Origin of the sequence: Streptomyces sp. NBC_00557 (genome assembly GCF_036345995.1) — a bacterium.
Lineage (GTDB): Bacteria > Actinomycetota > Actinomycetes > Streptomycetales > Streptomycetaceae > Streptomyces.
Window position 1 is genome coordinate 7,863,504 of record NZ_CP107796.1, and the last position, 18,201, is coordinate 7,881,704.

17 protein-coding genes are annotated in these 18,201 nt (G+C 72.0%); 10 read left to right on the forward strand and 7 right to left on the reverse strand.

Annotated features, from left to right (window positions below):
- Positions 1-186: 186 nt before the first annotated feature.
- Together OG956_RS35005 and OG956_RS35010 are read right to left on the reverse strand one after the other, a co-directional pair.
- Positions 187-1,374, reverse strand: coding sequence for a permease (locus OG956_RS35005; protein WP_330342037.1), 1,188 nt, complete (start codon positions 1,372-1,374; stop codon positions 187-189).
- A gap of 101 nt (positions 1,375-1,475) precedes the next feature.
- Positions 1,476-2,093, reverse strand: a complete 618-nt coding sequence (locus OG956_RS35010; protein ID WP_330342038.1) for a DinB family protein — start codon at positions 2,091-2,093, stop codon at positions 1,476-1,478.
- A gap of 121 nt (positions 2,094-2,214) precedes the next feature.
- Here OG956_RS35010 and OG956_RS35015 point away from each other — a divergent pair, with 121 nt between their 5' ends.
- Positions 2,215-4,437 carry an ATP-binding SpoIIE family protein phosphatase gene (locus OG956_RS35015; protein ID WP_330342039.1) on the forward strand — a complete coding sequence of 741 codons (2,223 nt, stop codon included), beginning with the start codon at positions 2,215-2,217 and terminating at the stop codon, positions 4,435-4,437.
- Positions 4,438-4,485: 48 nt separating this feature from the next.
- Here OG956_RS35015 and OG956_RS35020 read toward each other — a convergent pair whose 3' ends face one another.
- From OG956_RS35020 to OG956_RS35030, 3 genes are all read right to left on the reverse strand, one after another.
- Positions 4,486-4,677 carry a hypothetical protein gene (locus OG956_RS35020; RefSeq protein WP_330342040.1) on the reverse strand — a complete coding sequence of 64 codons (192 nt, stop codon included), beginning with the start codon at positions 4,675-4,677 and terminating at the stop codon, positions 4,486-4,488.
- A complete protein-coding gene (locus tag OG956_RS35025) occupies positions 4,671-5,255 on the reverse strand; it encodes a maleylpyruvate isomerase N-terminal domain-containing protein (RefSeq protein ID WP_330342041.1) in 585 nt (194 codons plus the stop codon). Before OG956_RS35025 ends, OG956_RS35020 begins: the two co-directional genes overlap by 7 nt.
- 135 nt (positions 5,256-5,390) lie before the next feature.
- A complete protein-coding gene (locus OG956_RS35030) occupies positions 5,391-6,278 on the reverse strand; it encodes an amidohydrolase family protein (protein WP_330342042.1) in 888 nt (295 codons plus the stop codon).
- 250 nt (positions 6,279-6,528) lie between these two features.
- On the opposite strand from OG956_RS35030, the gene OG956_RS35035 reads away from it, so the two are divergent.
- From OG956_RS35035 to OG956_RS35060, 6 genes are all read left to right on the forward strand, one after another.
- On the forward strand, positions 6,529-6,891 hold the full coding sequence (locus OG956_RS35035) for a DUF488 domain-containing protein (protein WP_330342043.1): 363 nt from the start codon (positions 6,529-6,531) through the stop codon (positions 6,889-6,891).
- Between the two features lie 161 nt (positions 6,892-7,052).
- The gene (locus OG956_RS35040) at positions 7,053-7,289 is read left to right on the forward strand and encodes a helix-turn-helix domain-containing protein (RefSeq protein ID WP_330342044.1); all 237 of its coding nucleotides are present in this window, start codon (positions 7,053-7,055) and stop codon (positions 7,287-7,289) included.
- A 60-nt stretch (positions 7,290-7,349) separates the two neighbouring features.
- Positions 7,350-7,748, forward strand: a complete 399-nt coding sequence (locus OG956_RS35045; RefSeq protein ID WP_330342045.1) for a hypothetical protein — start codon at positions 7,350-7,352, stop codon at positions 7,746-7,748.
- 603 nt (positions 7,749-8,351) lie between these two features.
- Complete coding sequence (locus OG956_RS35050; RefSeq protein ID WP_330342046.1) at positions 8,352-8,498, forward strand: ATP-grasp domain-containing protein; 147 nt, start codon at positions 8,352-8,354, stop codon at positions 8,496-8,498.
- 73 nt (positions 8,499-8,571) lie between these two features.
- Positions 8,572-8,814, forward strand: coding sequence for a hypothetical protein (locus tag OG956_RS35055; protein ID WP_330342047.1), 243 nt, complete (start codon positions 8,572-8,574; stop codon positions 8,812-8,814).
- 314 nt (positions 8,815-9,128) lie between these two features.
- Entirely contained in the window at positions 9,129-9,644 is a 516-nt protein-coding gene (locus OG956_RS35060) for a hypothetical protein (RefSeq protein WP_330342048.1), read from the forward strand.
- Positions 9,645-9,964: 320 nt separating this feature from the next.
- On the opposite strand, the gene OG956_RS35065 is transcribed toward OG956_RS35060, so the two are convergent.
- Both OG956_RS35065 and OG956_RS35070 read right to left on the reverse strand, forming a co-directional pair.
- Positions 9,965-11,869, reverse strand: coding sequence for an ArnT family glycosyltransferase (locus tag OG956_RS35065; protein ID WP_330342049.1), 1,905 nt, complete (start codon positions 11,867-11,869; stop codon positions 9,965-9,967).
- Positions 11,870-12,431: 562 nt separating this feature from the next.
- The gene (locus tag OG956_RS35070) at positions 12,432-13,769 is read right to left on the reverse strand and encodes an alpha/beta hydrolase family protein (protein ID WP_330342050.1); all 1,338 of its coding nucleotides are present in this window, start codon (positions 13,767-13,769) and stop codon (positions 12,432-12,434) included.
- A 343-nt stretch (positions 13,770-14,112) separates the two neighbouring features.
- On the opposite strand from OG956_RS35070, the gene OG956_RS35075 reads away from it, so the two are divergent.
- The 3 genes from OG956_RS35075 (at position 14,113) to OG956_RS35085 (ending at position 17,841) form a co-directional block, all read left to right on the forward strand.
- The gene (locus tag OG956_RS35075) at positions 14,113-16,608 is read left to right on the forward strand and encodes a DUF4132 domain-containing protein (protein ID WP_330342051.1); all 2,496 of its coding nucleotides are present in this window, start codon (positions 14,113-14,115) and stop codon (positions 16,606-16,608) included.
- The gene (locus tag OG956_RS35080) at positions 16,608-17,000 is read left to right on the forward strand and encodes a hypothetical protein (protein ID WP_330342052.1); all 393 of its coding nucleotides are present in this window, start codon (positions 16,608-16,610) and stop codon (positions 16,998-17,000) included. The genes OG956_RS35075 and OG956_RS35080 overlap by 1 nt, the downstream gene beginning before the upstream one ends.
- Before the next feature lie 109 nt (positions 17,001-17,109).
- Positions 17,110-17,841 carry a DUF7873 family protein gene (locus OG956_RS35085; protein WP_330342053.1) on the forward strand — a complete coding sequence of 244 codons (732 nt, stop codon included), beginning with the start codon at positions 17,110-17,112 and terminating at the stop codon, positions 17,839-17,841.
- Positions 17,842-18,201 lie beyond the last annotated feature (360 nt).

Consider the following 18,201-nt stretch of genomic DNA (forward strand, 5'->3'; position numbering starts at 1 on the left):
CGGTGTGTACGCCGAAAACAGGCGTTGACGGCCGGCCTCGAAGGGCATCCGCTCACCGGCCGCCGGGAGAAACCGGCGCGTCAGCAGGGCGTCCGGCGCCCCTTCCGATACTTCCGCAGCGGCAGTGACCCCGCATGTCGGACGGCCGGCACCGCACGTCGGACGGCCGGCGGGCGAACGTGCGCTTCAGGAGGGGCCGTGTCCGTCCCGGGCGTGTGCGTGGTCGTGTCCGTGCTCCCCGTGGTCCGGTGAGCCGCCCATCATCCGCAGCATCGCCGGGCCGCCGGTGCGCAGGAACCGGACCACGATGGCCGCGGCGAGGATCAGGAAGGCGATGTTGAGCCAGGTCGTGTAGTTCCAGCCGACGCCGCCCTCGGGGATCTTCGCGGTGGCCTGGTCGGGGACGAGGCCCAGCCCCCCGAAGGCGAACTCCACGACGTAGCCGGCCACCGCCGTCGCCGTGAAGAACGTGCCCAGCAGGAAGGCGGCCGTCCGGGCGCCGTAGTACTTCCGGTAGATGTTCAGGATCGGCAGGATCAGCAGGTCGGCGTAGATGAAGGCGATGACGCCGCCGAAGCTGATGCCGCCCTTCCACAGCACCACGGCCAGCGGCACGTTGCCGATCGAGCAGACGAACGTCGCGATCGCCACCACCGGGCCGACCAGCGGACCGATCAGTTCGGCCGCCAGCGGATGGTCCGCGAGGAAGAACCCGCGCCAGAAGTCGTCCGGCACCCATGCGGCGATCGCCCCGGCGATCAGCAGTCCCGCCACCAGGTCGCGCAGGATCGCCGCCCACTCCATGACGAAGATGTGCGAGACGGAGGTGAGGCCGTCGCGGGAGAGCAGCCGGCGCAGGAACCCGCCCTCGCCGCGCACGGACATGTCCATCGCCGCGTGCCCCTCCATCGACCCGGCGAGTCCCCGCTCGGCCTGCTCCCGAGCCTGCCGCAGCAACCGCTGCCGCAGGAGGAGCCGGAACAGCACCGCGAGGACCACGATCATGACGGGACCGCCGACGAACTCCGCTGCGGTGAACTGCCACCCCATCAACAGCGCCAGGATCACGCCCAGTTCGATCACCAGGTTGGTCGAGGCGATCTCGAAGGCCATCGCGGCCGTGAAGTCCGCCCCCTTCCGGAACAGCGAGCGCGCGAGCGCGACGGCCGCGTACGAGCAGGACGACGAGGCGGCGCCGAGCCCCGCGGACAGGGCGAGCGTACGGGGCCGGTCGTCCCCCAGCAGCCGGACGACCGTCTCGCGGCGCACCACGGCCTGGACGACGGCCGACAGGGTGAAGCCGAGGATCAAGGCCCAGGTGATCTCCCAGGTCATCGATCCCGCGATGGACAGTGCGCGGCCGAGCGCGTGCATGCCTGCACCCCCTTCGCCGTGGGCCGGCGTCGACAAGCACCCAGTTTATACCCCGTAGGGGTATCCCTGAAGGAGGGGGGCCGAAGGCTCGGAGCGCAAGATCAGTACCCCGGCGTGCGGGTGCGACCGGCTCCGTCGGGCTCGCCGGCCGCTGCCCGGGCCGCTCGCTCGATCGTCGCGCGCCGGGCCTGCCAGAAAGCCGCGTCGCGCTCATCCGTCGCGTACCCGGCTGCCGTCCCCGTCCGGCCGTCGAGCTGCTCGCGCAGGATGTCGGCGTGTCCGGCGTGCCGGCTGGTCTCGGTGAGCATGTGCACCAGGACGTTGAACAGCTTCACGTCGGGCCGCGGCCACCAGGGCACATGGCCGGGGGAGTCGATGGCGAGAGCGGCGATCGTCGCGTCCGAGTGCCGCGCCGCACGCCGGTAGCGGCCGATGACCTCCTCACGCGTCTCGTGCTCGGCCGCCCACATGTCGGTTTCGCGCGTACCGGCGTCGTCCCACCGGTGCAGCGGCTCGGGGAACGGCCGGCCGAAGACCTCGCCGAAGTACCTGGCCTCCCAGACCGACAGGTGCTTGACCAGGCCGAGAAGGTTGGTGCCCGTCGAGGTCAGCGGGCGCCGGACGTCGTACTCGCCGAGCCCGTCGAGCTTGCCGAGCATCGCCTCGCGCAGCGCCCGCAGATCGCTGTGCAGGTACTCCTTCGCGCCGTCGCCGATCATGGGCATGAGCCTGTCATGTGCTGCGCGCGGGCTCAACCCCGCACGCCTCCCCGATGTGCCGTACACCCGGGGGTGACCGCACCGGCATGCGAGAGCGCCTGCGCGGCGTAACGTCATAGACGTGGACTTCACCGCGGACGGTCTTCTGGGCCGTGCGGCCCAAGAGCTCAGCCCGGAGTTGGACGCACTGACGCAAGAGGTCGAACAGGCCGTGCGGCGGGACGTTCCCGAGCTGTGGGAAGACTCGGACGTCATGGCCTCGAACATCGCCGAGCACGTCGCCACCGTGGTGTACGGCCTCGCACGCGGGCCGGACGGCGGCGAGCTCGAACCGCCGGCCGGCGAAGCGGCCCGGGCGCGCCGGCTGGCCAGGGACGCCAAGCCTGTCACCGCCATGCTGCGGGCCTTCCGCCTGGGGCAGGCCGTCGTCGTCGACCGGCTGCTCGCGGAGCTGCCGCGGCTGACGGACGACCCCCGGCTGGTCAGCGAGGCGGCACGCAGGCTGATGGAGGTGGCGACCGACTACGTGGACCGCACCTCCGAGCGGGGCGTCGCCGCCTTCCAGGAGGAGTACGAGGGCCGGCTGCGCCGCAGGCTGTCGGCGGTGAACGAGGCGAGCGTACGCATCGGGACCACCCTTGACACCGTCCGCACCGCCCAGGAGCTGGCCGACTTCGCCACCGAGCAGATCGCCGACCTCGCCACCGTCGACCTGCTCGACTCCGTGCTCCGCGAACGCGGCACTCCGGCCAGGGGCGTGCGCCTGCTGCGCCGGATCGCCCGGAGCGCGGCGGGCGACGAGGCGCCGGAGCCGGCCGTCGCCTGGCACGAGCTGCACACCTACCCGCTCGGATCCGCACAGGACCGTGCGCTCACCACGGGGCAGCCCTCCCGGCACCACCCCGACACCGACACGGACAGCCGGCCACCGGCCGCGGAACCCGGCTCCGCGCCGGGCGAGGCCCCGGTCCACTCCTGCCTGGTCGTACCGCTGCGCACCCGCGGAGCCGTCCTGGGCGTGGCCCAGTTCTTCCGGCACCGCAACCCGGAACGCTTCGACGACAGGGACCTGCTCTTCCTGCAGGACATCGCCGCCCGAGCGGCGGTCGCCATCGACAACGCCCTGCGCTACACGCACATGCGTGCCACCGCGCTCGCCCTGCAGCGCGACCTCCTCCCGCGGCACACGCCGGGGCAGTCCGCCGTGGAGGTCGCGTGCCGCTATCTTCCGGCCGGCGCCGAGCTGGGCGTGGGCGGCGACTGGTACGACGTGATCCCGCTGTCCGGGGCCCGGGTCGCCCTGGTGGTGGGCGATGTCGTCGGCCACGGCATCCACGCCGCCGCCACCATGGGACGGCTGCGCACCGCGGTCCACACGCTCGCCGACATCGACCTGCCGCCCGACGAACTGCTCACCCACCTCGACGACATCGTCATCCGCCTGTCCGCCGAGGCCGGCGCCGCCGCGGACGGGGGGTGCGACGGGCTGTGCGGGCAGGGCGAGGGACCGGAAGGCAGCGGCCACCAGGACATCGGCGCCACATGCCTGTACGCCGTCTACGACCCCGTGTCCCACCGCTGCACCCTCGCCCGCGCCGGGCACATCCTGCCCGCCCTGGTGTCCCGGGACGGCGCCGTCGACATCCTCGACCTGCCTCCCGGCCCGCCGCTGGGCCTGGGCGGCCTGCCCTTCGAGGCGGCGGAGATCGACCTGCCCGACGGCAGCCTCCTCGCCCTGTACACCGACGGCCTGCTCGCCGCCCACGGCGACGACATCGAGGCCGGCCTCGACAGGCTGCGCCACGCCCTCGCCCAGCGCTCCGACTCCCTCGAGGCCACCTGCGACAGCGTGCTCGACACGCTGCTGCCGGACCGGCCGGACGACGACGTCGCGCTCCTCCTGGCCCGCACCCACAGCCTCGGGGACCGCCAGGTGGTCACCTGGGAGCTGGAGGCGGATCCCAGCGCGGTCCCCCGGGCCCGCTCGCGCGTCTCCCGGCAGCTGTCGGCCTGGGGCCTGGAGGAGCTGGACTTCATCGCCGAACTGGTGGTCAGCGAGCTGGTCACCAACGCCATCCGCTACGGCCGGCCGCCCATCCGGCTGCGCCTGATCCACGACCGTACCCTCCTGTGCGAGGTGGCCGACGACAGCAGCACCACCCCCCATCTGCGCCGGGCCCGTGTCTTCGACGAAGGCGGACGCGGGCTGCTCCTGGTGGCCCAGCTCGCCCGGCACTGGGGGACCCGCCACGCCCGCCACGGCAAGACCGTCTGGGCCGAACTGGACGACTCCGTCGCCTCGGTCGGGACGGCGGAGCCGGTCGCCGCGCACGCGGAGCCGTGACCGCGGGGAACGCCGGTGCGGGGACGGCACCGACCGCAACCGCGCTTGTCAGTAGCCGCCCAGCAGGGTCCGCAGCTTCCGCAGGGTCTCCGGACCGGCGGAACTGTGCCACCGCGTGGGATCGCCGGGACGGCGTCCCCACAGCAGCAGGACCCGCACCGCCGCGTCGCTCTCGATCGTGGCGTGGCCCTCGGGGGCGGCGAGCCGGATGCCGCCACCGCCGGCGTCCGCCGTCACCACGACGTCGTCCGCGCCCGGGGTGCGCAGCCGGCCTTCGAACCGCCCGTCGGGCCCAGGTCCAGGGCCGCCCGGCCGCGCGCCAGCAGGGGCCGGCCGACCGACACCACACTGTGCTCCGTCATCCACGGTTCGTTGAGCGCCCGCACCGCCGTCCGGTCGTCGCCGGTCAGGTCCCAGCGGTGCAGGATCAGCTCCTCCCGCATGTGCTCGGCGAAGAAGGGGACCTTCACCGTGCGGCCGGTCCAGATCACCTCCGCCTCCGGCGACGCGTCCTGCGCGGCGGCCGAGGCGATCTCGGTGAGCCGTTCGCAGCGGTTCAGGAACGTCGCCCACAGCTCGGCGTCGGACATCCGGCGGAACGGGGCCTCGCGGTCGAAGCCCCTGGTCTCCACCGGCGTACCCGCGAGGTACGCCTCGAGCACCCGCGCCAGTTCCTCCGCGTTGCCCGTCTGGTGGACCAGGACGTCCCGGACCGTCCAGGCCTCGCACCACGTGCCGTCGTCGGGCCGCCGTGCCTGTACGGCGTGCACGAACGGCGCCAGCTCCGGCAGCATCTCGTCGACGCGCGGGGGAATCATGCGCCATGGGTATCCCGGGCGTCCCGGTGGCCAAACCGGCAGGCGTCCGACAGGACCACATCGGCGACCGGGGGAGCGAAGGGGGGCCCGCCGAAGCACCGGGTGTGGCGTCCGCACGGCGCGGGCCGCTTCCGCTCACCGTCCGAACAGCCGTGCCCCGTTGTCGTGGCACACGGCCCGGAGCCAGTCGTCTCCGAGACCGAGCCGCTCCAGGGCGTGGAGCTGGTGCGCGTACGGATAGGGGATGTTGGGGAAGTCGGAACCCAGCAGGATGCGGTCGCCGAGGCCGGCCAGCCGCGGCAGGGCCCGGCGCGGGAACGGCATCAGTTCCTCGGCGAAGTCGGTGAACACCATCGTCGTGTCCAGCCGCACCTCGTGGTACCGCTCGGCGAGGCCGAGGAACTCCTCGTACTCGGGCATACCCAGGTGGGCGATGACCAGCCGCAGGCGCGGATGCCGTGCCAGCACCCGGGCGACGGGCTCGGGGCCGGTGTGCTTGCCCGGCGCCGGCCCGGAGCCGCAGTGGATCACCACGGGGATGCGCGCCTCGGCCAGCAGCCCCCATGCCGGCCGGAGAAGCGCGTCCGCCGGGTCGTACGCCCCCACCTGGACGTGCGCCTTGAACACCCGGGCGCCCGCTTCGACGGCCTCGCGGACGTAGGTCTCGACGCCCGGTTCGGGGTAGAGGGTGGCGGTGTGCAGACAGTCGGGGGTGCGGCGGGCGAATCCGGCCGCCCAGCCGTTGAGCCACCGGGCCATGCCGGGCTTGTGCGGGTAGAGCATGGCGGTGAAGGCCCGGACGCCGAACTCCCGGAGAAGAGCGGTGCGTTCGGCCTCCTCCCGCCGATAGGTGATCGGCCAGTGAAGCCCGCCGATCAGCGGTCCGTTGGTGTCGAAGTAGTCCCAGACCTTGTGCAGGACACGCTCGGGCATGAAGTGGGTGTGCACGTCGACCAGCCCGGGAAGCCCGAGCCCTGCCCAGAATCGCCGGACCTCACGGACCTCGTCGCGGTGATCGTTCATGCTGCCCACGATCGGACCTGCCGAAGAGGCGGGTCCACCCTTTGCCGCAGGCAGAACGTGAGGGATCCGTCACGGTGGATCAAGGAGGCCGCGTCCGCGCGCCTGCGAACGCCACTGCCCGCGACCGTCCGGTCCGGGCCCCGGACGCGACCGTAAAATGGGGAGGCGGGAGTGCCTGCGGCGCAGCGAGGGACGGTGCGGTCCCGCATGCGCAAGGCGTGGCGACCGACTCATCCGGAGGGGCACCGTCATGGCCGAACGGATCACCTACCGCCGAGTCTACGAGGACACCTCACCGCGGGACGGCAAGCGTGTGCTGGTGGACCGGGTCTGGCCCCGGGGCATGCGCAAGGAGGACGCGCATCTCGACGAGTGGCTGCGCGACGTCGCTCCGTCGAGCGAACTGCGCAAGTGGTACGGCCATGACCCCCAGCGCTTCACCGAGTTCCGCCGCCGCTACCTGGCGGAACTGCGGGACAGCGAACACCGCGAGGCGGCCGAACACCTGCGTGACCTGGCGGCGCACGACAGGGTGATGCTGCTGACCGCCACGAAGGACGTGGACCACAGCCAGGCCGCCGTCCTCGCCGACTGGCTGAACGAGCACAGGTGAGGGACGGCCGTACCCGCGCCCGGGTTTTCACAGTGCCTTCGTAAGAACCTGATCACCTGTGAGGGCCTGATCGGCCTGATCACCCGGGATGGGTCGGCACTCGCTGCTCGGAGGCGGACGGTTTCCCGCGTTTGTACGACGTGCCCGGGCAAAATGCCGGGGTGGACAGGCAGACGTTGCAGGATCCGGTCGGCTCCTCCGCCGGGGGCGAGAGCCGGACCCGCGTACTCGACGTACTGCGCGCCGCGCCCGATGGAGCGGGCGTACGGGACATCGCCGAACAGACCGGCCTGCACCCCAACACCGTCCGGTTCCACCTCGACGCACTGGTCAAGGAGGGGCTCGCCGAGTCCCGCACGGAGGGGCGCGGCCGGCCCGGCAGGCCCCGCCCCGTCTAGCGCGCCGCCGCCCCCTCCCGGGTACCGGCCGGCCGCCGCAGCTACCAGCTGCTGGCCCAGATGCTGACCGGAATCGTCAGCGAGACGCTTCCGCACCCGGCACAGGCCGCCGTGGACGCCGGTGAGGCATGGGGGCGTTACCTCGCCGACACGCCCTCGCCCGTCCAGCGCATCGACGCCGAGGAGGCCGTCCGGCGGCTGACCCGGGTCCTCGCGGACGTCGGTTTCTCTCCCGGCCCCGCCGGGAGCCGGCCGGACAAGGCCATCGCGCTGCGGCACTGCCCGTTCCGGGAGGTCGCCGAGGAGCACCGCGAGGTGGTGTGCTCCCTCCACCTGGGCCTCATGCGGGGCGTCCTGAAGGAGGTCCGCGCCCCCCTGAGCGTCGACCGCCTGGAACCCTTCGTCGAGCCCTCACTGTGCCTGGCCCACCTCGCTCCCGTGGAGCAGCACCGGTCCTGAGGCAGCCGCCCCCTCCACCCCGGGTCTCGGCCACGGCTGGAGGTTGCTAAAACCGTCCGCGCGAACTCGCCACACATGTCCGGTCGTTACGTTCGTGGTCGTGACGCGGCGACTGCGGTGTACTGCGCGGCGTGAGGAAGACGCTGCTCACCGAAGCGCTCCCGTACGGCGGCCGAGCCCGCGGCGGAGCGTGCGTGACGCGCTTTCTCACCGCCCACGTCGGCGACGGTCCACTCCTCAACGGCCGTACGCTGCCCCTGCCGGCCTACCCCCACGCCGTCCGCCTCGCCGCGCGGGACATCGGATACCCGCTGCCGGCAAAGCCGTTGTGGGACTCGACCAGCATGGGCATCGAGTTCCTCGCGGACCCGGCCGCCCTCGTCCGCCACCTGGCCGCACACCCCGCGGCGCACGCGGTCCTGGAGAAGTGCGTCAGCGGACGGCTCTGTTCGGTCGACATCGTCGGCGCGGGCGGCCACTACACTGTCATGCCGCTGATCCGGACCGGCACGGCGAGCGGCCCTCCCGCCTTCACGTTCGACGACCTGCGCTACGTCGCCCCCCGCACGGAACGACGACTTCGGGCCCACCGCGCGGCGCCTCGTGGACCTGTGCACACAGCTCGGGGTCGAAGGGTCCGTGCACGTCGACATGATCCACACCGACGCCGTCCACCACGTCCTGGAGGTCAACCCCCGGCTCGGCGGCGCCACCACCCGGTCGCTCGCCGCCACCGGACTCAACACCTAGTCGCCCTCCTCGACATCCTGGCCGGCGCCTGGCCGACCAGCGCCGGCGCCCCGGCCGAACGCTTCGCGATCGAGTGCCTCACGGCGAACCCCACCCCGCGCTGCTCGCCCAACTCCGGGCCCGCGTCGACCTCGTCACCTGCCACGACCTGATCACCGACGGCCACGGCCACGGCGGAATCCTCATCTTCACCGTGGACCCCGGCGACGAACGGCGGACGGGGAAGGAACTCACCGAACTCTGCGAGCGGACCGGCTTCATCCCGGCCCCCATGCTCGACGAGATCCGCCGCGTCCTGACCGGGGCCGGCCGGTGAACATCGGGGGTGCGGAGTGCCACCCGCCGGCTAACACGGCTCGTCCGGCCCCTGCCACAGCGACACGCCGCAGCACGGGCTGGGTGACCATGCGTCAGAAGATCACTCGGACAGTCTAAAAGTAGGTCAATCATTTGTTATTTCAAGGCACTTGATGGCCGACACGGTTCTCCGCGGGGGCGGCGGGCGGCGTCGGGAATAGCTCGAACGGCCCTCTCAGGCGGAAATCCAGTATGACTGGTATGACCGCTATGGGTAATTTTCTGATCGCGAGCTGGCTGACGGGCCGGCATCTCTGAGACAGGAGAAGCGACATGAAGCTCGAGCGTTCCACCGTCGTCACCGCCGGTGTCGCCACCGCGGCAGCGCTTGCCGCCAGCGGCATCACCTACGCGTCGGCCGCTTCCGCTCCGAGGCCCCGGTCCGTCCCGGCCGTCTCCGCCCCCGCGGCGGCGCCGCTCGGCGGCGACTCCGGACAGGGCAAAGGCAACGAGGGCTGGAGCGGGCGCCACGAGGGCTACGAGGGCTGGAGCGGGCGCCACGAGGGCTACGAGGGCCGGATCCAGATCAACGAGCGGTCGTACTCGCCCCGCCCGGGCGACTGCATCACCGTGATCAGCGGCCTGGGCGCCAGAACCCTGAACATCCGCAACGACAGCCACAGGACCGTCGAGGTCTTCCGGGGGGTGGTGTGCGACAACGGCGCTCCGGTCGCCACCGTCGGACCCGACAGCTCCAGCTACGGCCTGCGGCCGGGCCACGTCCAGGGCATCGACATCAAGAACGGCGTGGTGGCCAGCTTCCGCGTCGTGAACCACTGGGACTACTAGTCCGATACTCCGAAGCCACCGCGAAAGATGGGGTCCCGGCCCGCCGGAATCGGGCCGGGGCCCCATTCGACCATGGTCCGGCCACCACGCGCCGGGCACACACCGTGGCACAGCGGTACGCCCCTCACCGCGCGCGCTGTCCGGGAGGCCGTCCCGCTCGCCCCCCGGCCGTCCGCCCGGGGCCGCACCGGCGAGTCCCGCGCCGTCGCATGCCCCACCCGCGCCGCGACCGCCCGAGGCCTTCCCGGCGCTTGCCTACCGCCGAACGGGTGAGACAGGGCCAGCCGTAGGCCCCGGAGCGGATGCGGGTGCAGTGGGAGTCAGGCCTGCACGCGGCAGTCGTAGAGGAGGAAGCTGCCCCTGGTGCGCCAGCCGTAGGCCCCGGAGCGGATGCGGGTGCAGTGGGACTTCACCCAGGTCGTGGCCGGGGTGGTGGGGCGCAGCGGCGTGAGCAGCGCGTAACGGAGCTGGTGCGAGGCGACCAGGGCGCCGAGCTGCTGGGCGGTGGGGAAGGGCGTCTTGCCGGTGAAGCCGCCCATCACGAGGATGGGCTCGGACCGGGCGCGCAGCAGACGTTCCGCCGGGTAGGCGGCCTGGGTGGCGACCAGGTACTTCTCGCCGTGACGGTGCTCGGCGAGGTAATCGAGCAGGGTGGTGTCGCGGGTGCTGGGCCGGTCGAGCTCCACCCGGCGCAGAGCGGACCGGTTGTGCACGGCGCTGCGGTAGGCCTTGCCGACCGGACCGGCCGTGGGCGACGTGGAGGCGCCCGCGTAGAGCGGGTCGAGGGCGGCGGCGGACCAGCCGGCGGGCAGCAGCAGAGTGGCCGCGATTCCGGCGGCCACGGAGCCCTGGAACATCCCGCTGGTGACGCGTGACCCTCCGGTCCACAGGCCCACCACGCTGCACGCCGCGAGGCCCACGGCCGGCAGCAGCAGCCAGGAGGCGAACAGGGTCGGCACGTCGAGCACCAGCGCCCACAGCACCGTCAGCAGGAGGGCCGTCGGCAGCCACACGCGCCGCCGGCCGCCCGTGTCGTACACGGACCGGAAGAGGGCGAGCCCGCCGCCGGCGAGCGCGGCGACGGCCGGCGCGATCACGGCCGTGTAGTAGGGGTGGTTGCCGTTGGAGACGCTGAACACCACGGCGTGCACGGCCAGCCAGCCACCCCAGAGGAGGAAACCGGCGCGCAACGGGTCGGTGCGCGGTTCGCGGGCCTGCCAGACCACGCCCAGGACGGCGGCGAGCACGGCGAGCGGCAGGAACCAGGCGATCTGCGGGCCGACGGTGTGGTTGACCAGCATGCCCCAGCCGGTGTTGCCGGAGGTCCGGCTGGCGGCGGTTCCCGACACGGCCCCGAACGCGGTGTCGTCGTCGCTGAAGCGGCTCAGGCCGTTGTAGCCGAAGACCAGGCTGAAGGGGTTGTTGTTGGACGTGCCGTCCACGTACGGGCGGTGTGCGGCGGGCGTGATCCAGGCGAGCAGTGCCCAGGAGCAGGAGACGCCCAGCGCGACCGCCCCGGTCAGCAGCAGGCGCAGCGCCCGTCGCAACGGCGTGCCGGTCGCGGCGAGTTGGTAGACGACGGCGAAGACCGGCAGCACCAGCCACGCCTGCAGCATCTTCGTCTGGAAGGCGAGCCCGACCCAGACCCCACAGGTGATCAGCGGCGCGAGCCGCTCGGTGCGGAGCGCCTTCTGCAGGGCTCCGGCGGCCGCCACCAGCAGCAGGGTGAGCGCCGTGTCCGGGATGGTGGCCCGGTTGAGCACCACGGTCACCGGAGTGAGGGTGAGCGTCAGCGCGGCGATCAGCGCGGCGAGCTTCCCGGCCCACACCCGTACGATCCGGTGCAGCAGCCACACGGTGAGCACACCCTCGACGACCTGCGGCAGCGCGACCGCCCAGGTGTGCGGGCCGAAGATCCAGACGGAGACGGCCTCCGGCCAGAAGGCCCCCGGCAGCTTGTCGAGTGTGATCGAACCGCTGGGGTCGAGTCCGCCGAAGAAGAAGGCCCGCCAGGTGGAGGCCATCGACCGTATCGCCGCGCTGTAGTAGGGGTGGATGGCGGCGTGTCCCATGCCCCAGCCGTACAGCAGCGCGGCGACGACCAGCACCGCGGCCAGCGCGGGCCGCTCCCAGGATGCCAGAGCCTCCGGCCGGCCGTCGCGGCGGCGCGATGTCCGGTGGCGGCCCTGCGGGCCGGTGCTCTGGGCGGTGGGCATGGTGGTCATGGCGGAAGGTCCTCGGATCGGTGGTCAGGCGGAGCGGCGGCGGGTCCTGGGCGGCGTACTCCCTGGAAGCCGCGGGTACGGCGGCTGCGCGCCGGCCGGCGGGACGCAGCCGGACAGACCGTTGCCGGTCGTGCCGTCGGCGGGCGAACCGCCGGGGAAGAAGCTGTGGCGGGCCCGGCCGTCGCGGCTCGGGCCCCCGCCGCTTCGGCAGGCGATCGCGGCCGGCAACGCCGGGCAGCGGGACGCGCGGCGGCGTGGCGGGGAAGGGGCGTGCGGTGGGGCGTGGCGCCGGCAAGCGGTGGGCAGGACAGCGGATCCTCTCTCTCGACCGGCGACGAGCGCTCGAATGTTCGACCAAGCGCACACTTTAGCCGCATGAGATCACGCATCCATCACACGCCTGTCCCTGTGCCGTGCCCGTACGGGCGACCGGGCGCCGGCCGGCTCAGGACGCCCCGAGCCGGCCGGGCGTACGACGACGGGTCCGTGCGTACGACGACGGGGTCGGAGTGCCGACCGGTGCATGACGGGCCCCGGGCGGGGCCCGTCCCCCGTGGACCGGTCAGCGGACGAAGGCGATCTCCGGGTAGCTCTTGGAGGGCCCGTCCAGCAGGGTGCTGTGCTTCTTGCGCAGCTCCTGGTCGAAGAAGGCGGCGAGATACACGCGCTGGATCTTGATCGCCCGGTTGGGGTCGATCGTGCCGTACTGCTGCCGCACCTGGTCCTGCGACATGCCGAGCAGCGGCGCCACCTGCGGCACCAGCCACTCGTTGTCGCTGAACGACAGGTGCCTGGAGCCGTGGAGCTGGATGTCGACCCGGTAGCCCTTGAGGTGCGGCCACAGCTTGCGCCACGACGAGTCGTTGTTGCGGTTGTGGGTGCCGGAGCTGAAGAGCATGAACGGGCGGTTCAGGTCCTTGCTCGGCGCGGTGCCGAAGAACTGGCCGTCCAGGTTGGCTCCGGCGGCGATGCGGTGGTCGAGCTGCATGGCCGTGTCGACCGCGGCGCCGCCCAGCGACCAGCCGAACATCCCGATGCGGGACGTGTCCACGGTCTTCGACAGACCGGAGGGGAGCTTGGCGTGGTCGACGTCCGGGTTGCCGCCCTTGGCGATGGTGCCGAGCTGGTTGATGACGAACTTGATGTCCGCAGCCCGCACGTTGAGCGTGTCGGAGGAGTGCGCGCCCGACGGCATGGTGTTGACCTCGAGCCGTCCGCCCGGGAACTCCACCTCGTTCGCGTCGTGCGTGTGGTCGACGGCGATGACGATGTAGCCCCGGCTGGCGAGATCCTCGGCCAGGGCGGTGCCCATCGCGCGGTCCGAGTGCAGCCCGGTCGAGTACAGCAGCACGGGCAGCTTGCCGAGCTTGGTGCTGACCGGGGCCAGCACATGGCTGGAGGTCTGCGGCAGCGAGACCTGCTGCGGCGACAGGCCCCGCGAGCGGAGGAAGTGGGCGCCGGATGCCGACGGCATCCACGGTGCCACCGGGTGCCCGGAGGTGGAGGAGGCCGGGTACCAGTACGTCACCATCAGCTCGCGCGCGCGGTTGCCCGGCACGTACGGGTCGGTGCGGGACTTGTCGACGAGGTGCTGGCTGAAGGTGCCCACCTGGTAGGGCCCGCTCGGCGCGGGAAGCTTGAGCTGGACGGTGGAGGCCCGGCCGCGGGCGAGCGTGGCGGCGGGGTGCGCGCCCTGGGGCAGAGCCGCGCTGTCGTTGTCAGGCGCCCAGTTCGTAGCGTCCTCGTCGGGCGACGACCCGGTGGCCGTGGGATTGGAAGACGACTTCCCGGCGGCCATCGACGGCGTCACCCCGGCACCCAGAGCGACGGCGAGCACACCGGCGGTACCGACCGCTCGGGCTATGAGTCTGCGGTGGTGACGCGGTCTGCGGTGGTGCATGTAACTCCCCTGTTGATCACGGGCCACGGGGGCCCGGCGACGGTCAGGGGCACACCGTACCGCTGCCCGGGCCAACTGATCCCCGCGGATGGGTCAGATGGCGATGTATCAGCCGCGGCACGGGCCAGGACCCGGCCCGTGCGGGGGCAGACCGGGGCTGGGCAACGGCCTCGGCACGCCGTTGTGGCACGCCGTTTTGACACCGTCCGTGGGGAACTTTCCGGCATGAGCGGGGCGAAGGCCGAGCGGTGACCGGCAGAGCCGGCAGTCGTCGCGGTCGATTCGTCCTCCCCGCGACGGCGAGTTGATCGCATTGTCAGTGCCCCCTGTCATGATCCGGGTCATGCCGATCGACGCCCTGGTGACCGAATCCCTCAGAAACGACGCGCTGGACCCTGTGCGGTCTGCGGCGCTCCACCGCGTGCCCTGGCTCGTGGATCTCCTGGAACGCCAACGCGCGGAGTTCCGGCAGGCTCTGGGCCACGAATACCGGCGGGCCAGGGAGACCGGCGCGGCGGTCCAGGCGGAGATCGACCGGCGGCTCGCCGCCTGCGCGGACGAGGAGGGCAGGGCCGCCGTCCTGTGCCTCATGCTGTCGGCCCGCTTCGACGACACGAGCCTGTGGCACTACGACACCGAGCTGCAGTCCCTGATCTCCCGGGTGCGGGGGTGGACGCCCGACGAGGTCGCGGTGATGCTCCGGCGCGCCACCGAGTACGACATGGACTTCTGGTTCGCGAACTCACTGAGGCTGGTGCTGGACGCCGCCGACCAGCTCGACGCCGACGGCCGCCGCGCGGTCCTGCCCTGGCTGCGGCACGCACACACCACCCTCATGGACACCACGGTCGGGGCGCGCCTGCGGGCGACGCTCGCCCAGCGTCTGCGCGCGCTGCTCGCCGGCGCCGACGAGGCACTCGTCCCCGATGGCCTGATCCCCGCCCACGCCGCCTGGGCAGCCCCGCTGCGCGACCGTGCCAACTCCTCTCCCACACCGGAACTGGCCAGGCTGCTACGGCACTTGGCGAGCCTGTCGAGCCCACGGCCCGCCCGGAGCTGGCGGCGAACCTGCCTCGACCTCATGGACGCGGCATCGGCACGGGATGCCGTGACCGGTGTCCTGCGGGCACTGGCCGAGGGCGATCCGCTGTGCAGCAGGGGAAGCGGTGCGCACACTGGCTGGGTCGGCGACGGCTACCACTACCACTACCTGGTCCACCAGAACGACGGTGACCTCGCGCGCGGCGTCGTCTGGGCGGCCGCGCTGACCGGCGGCCCGGCCGAGGCGCGGCACCTCGGCGCGCTGGCCGAACGTGCCGGCGCGCCGGGCACCGACGTGATCGAAGAACTCAAGCTCGCGGGTGCGGCGATCAACGCGCTGGCCGAGATGGACGACACGGCCTCGCTGGAGGCCCTGTGGCGGCTGCAGTCCCGGATCCGGCACCGGGCCCTGCGCAAGCAGCTCGGCACCGCGCTGGTCACGGCGGCAGGAAAGCAGGGCATCACGCCGCAGCAACTCGTCGAGCGCAGCGTGCCGGACCACGGCCTGGCCCCGGACGGGTTCCTGGAACGGGAGGTGGGCGGATACCGGATACGGCTGGCGATCGAGGAGGCGGCCACCGTACGGCTCACTTTCACACACCCCGACGGAACGACCTCCCGCACCGCTCCGGCCGCGCTGAAGGACGGCTTCGCGGAGGAACTGCGGGCGTTGAAGGCCCTGGCCAAAGAGGTGCGGGCCACACTGTCGGGGGAACGGGCCCGCGTGGAGGCGCTGTTGTCCGCCGGACGCGAGTGGCCGTACGACGAGTGGTGCCGCCACTACCGCGACCATCCGGTCACCGGGGCCCTCACCCGCGGCCTGATCTGGGAGTTCCAGGACGCGGACGGCCAGTGGCGCGCGGTCGCGCCGGCGGCCGAGCCACCCGGCCGGCCCGAACGGGTCCGTCTGTGGCATCCGATCCGGGCCTCGGCGGACGAGATCAGGGCGTGGCGCGAGCGGCTCGTCGCCGAGCGGCTGCGGCAGCCGTTCAAGCAGGCCTTCCGGGAGATCTATCTCCTCACCCCGGCGGAGGAGGAGACCGGGGTCTACTCCAACCGGTTCGCCGCCCACATCGTCCACTACCGGCAGCTCTACGCCCTGTTCAAGGAACGCGGCTGGCAGGCGAACTTCCTCGGCCGCTACGACGGCGGCTACGACGGGCGGGCCCGGGCCGAGTTCGGCGACGGCGAGTGGCGGGCCTGCTTCCACCACGAGCCCGCCGCGGACGACGACCACGGCTACGCGCCCGAGCACGCCACGACGGACCAGGTCCGCTTCGAACGGCGGCAGGGCCGGCGCTGGCAGGAGGTCGCACTGGACCAGGTGCCTCCGCTGGTGTTCAGCGAGGCGATGCGCGACGTCGACCTCTTCGTGGGCGTGACCTCGATCGCCGCCGATCCCGACTGGACCGACCGGGGCGAGGACCGCTACGCCGCGTACTGGCGGACGGCCGGGTTCGGCGCGCTGACGACGAGCGCCGAGGTCCGCCGCGAAGCCCTGGAACGGATCCTGCCCCGCCTGAGGATCGCCGACCGGTGCACGCTGGACGGCCGCTTCCTGGTCGTCCGCGGGGATCTGCGGACGTACAGGATCCATCTGGGCTCGGCCAACATCCTGATGGAACCGGACGACAGCTACCTGTGCATCGTCCCGGCACGTGGCAAGGGCGCCGGCACGGTGTTCCTGCCGTTCGAGGACGACCGGCTCTCCCTGATCCTCAGCAAGGCCTTCCTGCTCGCCGCCGACACGAAGATCACCGACGAGACCATTCTCCTGCAGATCAAGCGAGGCGCCTGATGGCCACAGTGACGTTCCGCGACGAGACCGCGACCGGCAAGCCGCTCACCGAGTGGGAGGTCGCCGGGCTGCCCGACCGGATGACCGTGCGGGACCTGATCAGGCTCCGGGTCCGCGAAGAGGTAGCCCGGCACAACGCCCGTCCCGGTGACCGCTTCAACGGTCTCGTCCGCCCCGACGACGCCGAGACCGAGCTGAACGGCTACCGGCTGCGCGAGCCCCGCCGCATCGACTGGCAGCGCCAGGCCGAGATCGCCGAACGCGCCTTCCTGGCCAACGGGTTCTTCGTCCTGGCCGGCGATCGCCAGGTCGACGACCTCGACGAACTCGTGGACCTCACCGTCGACCCCGACCTGGTCTTCATCAAGCTCGTCGCCCTCGTGGGCGGATGAGGCTCGACGAGGCGGCGGGGGAGTGCGCGTCCCAGCGCCGCGGAGAAAACCATGTGCGGGCGTTCGCGCTGGCGAAGTACGGTGACGCTCGTTCGAAGGGGGACCCGAAGTGGCGAAACTGAACCAGATCATCGCTGTCGAGAAGGGTGTCAAGAGCAAGTCGCTCCAGGACATCACCGCCGCGCACCACAAGGTGCAGAAGCCGGCCCTGCTGGCCGGCATCTCTCGCACGTACCAGCCCAAGGACGAGGAGGGCGAGCAGCTGCCGCCCGAGTCCACGCGGGTACAGGTGCAGGCCGAGGATGTACTGCGGGAGATGTCCGCGTCGCTCACCCGGCTCTTCGACGTGACCGCCACCAAGGACTGGGCGAACTGCACGGCGCGAGCGGACGTCACGGTCGACGGCCGGACGATCCTCACCGACGTCCCGGTCAGCTACCTCCTCTTCCTGGAGAAGCAGCTCACCGACCTGCACCCGTTCGTCAAGAAGCTGCCCACCCTCGACGCCGCCGAGTCCTGGTCCCACGACCCGTCCACGGACTGGTGGAAGACGGACCCGGTGCGCACGATCCGGACGAAGAAGGTCCCCCGCAACCACGTCAAGGCGGAGGCGACCGACAAGCACCCGGCCCAGGTCGAGGTGTACTACGAGGACGTGCCCATCGGGTACTGGACGACCGTGAAGTTCTCCGGAGCGCTCCCGGCGCGGCGGGTGAACGAGCTGGTGGACCGGGTCGAGAAGCTGCAGCAGGCGGTGAAGTTCGCCCGCGAGGAGGCCAACAGCGCCGAGGTCACCGACCAGCGGGTCGGCGACGCGGTGTTCGGCTACCTGCTCGGCTGACGCCGCCACGGGTAGCATCCACGATCGCCCCCGCGTGCGAGCGCGGGGGTGCGCCACAGGCGCGGGCCGGGATGAGGACCGGTTCGCGCGATGAGCGCAAGCTGACACTGAAGTTCAGCCTGAAGACACGGTGACAGTGAAGGTTCGAGTCCTTCCCCCGGCACAGCACCACCGACGGGCCGGGGTAGCCCAACATGGCAGAGGCAGCCGTGGTCAGTCTCAGACTCTCGCTCCAGTCTCAGCATCGCCGCCGATCGCCGGATCGACCGAGGCCGGACGAACGCCGTCGGATGCGAGTTCGACTCTCGCCTGCACCTCTCAGCCCGGTGCGGTAGTTCAAAGGAAGAACACGACGGCATG

Bases quoted from the DNA above. Each gene is read 5' to 3' on its own strand.
- OG956_RS35030 (WP_330342042.1), bottom strand. From the start codon at position 6,278: ATGAACGATCACCGCGACGAGGTCCGTGAGGTCCGGCGATTCTGGGCA.
- OG956_RS35075 (WP_330342051.1), top strand. From the start codon at position 14,113: ATGCCGATCGACGCCCTGGTGACCGAATCCCTCAGAAACGACGCGCTG.
- OG956_RS35010 (WP_330342038.1), bottom strand. From the start codon at position 2,093: ATGATCGGCGACGGCGCGAAGGAGTACCTGCACAGCGATCTGCGGGCG.
- OG956_RS35045 (WP_330342045.1), top strand. From the start codon at position 7,350: ATGCTGACCGGAATCGTCAGCGAGACGCTTCCGCACCCGGCACAGGCC.
- OG956_RS35070 (WP_330342050.1), bottom strand. From the start codon at position 13,769: ATGCACCACCGCAGACCGCGTCACCACCGCAGACTCATAGCCCGAGCG.
- OG956_RS35080 (WP_330342052.1), top strand. From the start codon at position 16,608: ATGGCCACAGTGACGTTCCGCGACGAGACCGCGACCGGCAAGCCGCTC.
- OG956_RS35035 (WP_330342043.1), top strand. From the start codon at position 6,529: ATGGCCGAACGGATCACCTACCGCCGAGTCTACGAGGACACCTCACCG.
- OG956_RS35025 (WP_330342041.1), bottom strand. From the start codon at position 5,255: ATGATTCCCCCGCGCGTCGACGAGATGCTGCCGGAGCTGGCGCCGTTC.
- OG956_RS35065 (WP_330342049.1), bottom strand. From the start codon at position 11,869: ATGACCACCATGCCCACCGCCCAGAGCACCGGCCCGCAGGGCCGCCAC.
- OG956_RS35005 (WP_330342037.1), bottom strand. From the start codon at position 1,374: ATGCACGCGCTCGGCCGCGCACTGTCCATCGCGGGATCGATGACCTGG.
- OG956_RS35060 (WP_330342048.1), top strand. From the start codon at position 9,129: ATGAAGCTCGAGCGTTCCACCGTCGTCACCGCCGGTGTCGCCACCGCG.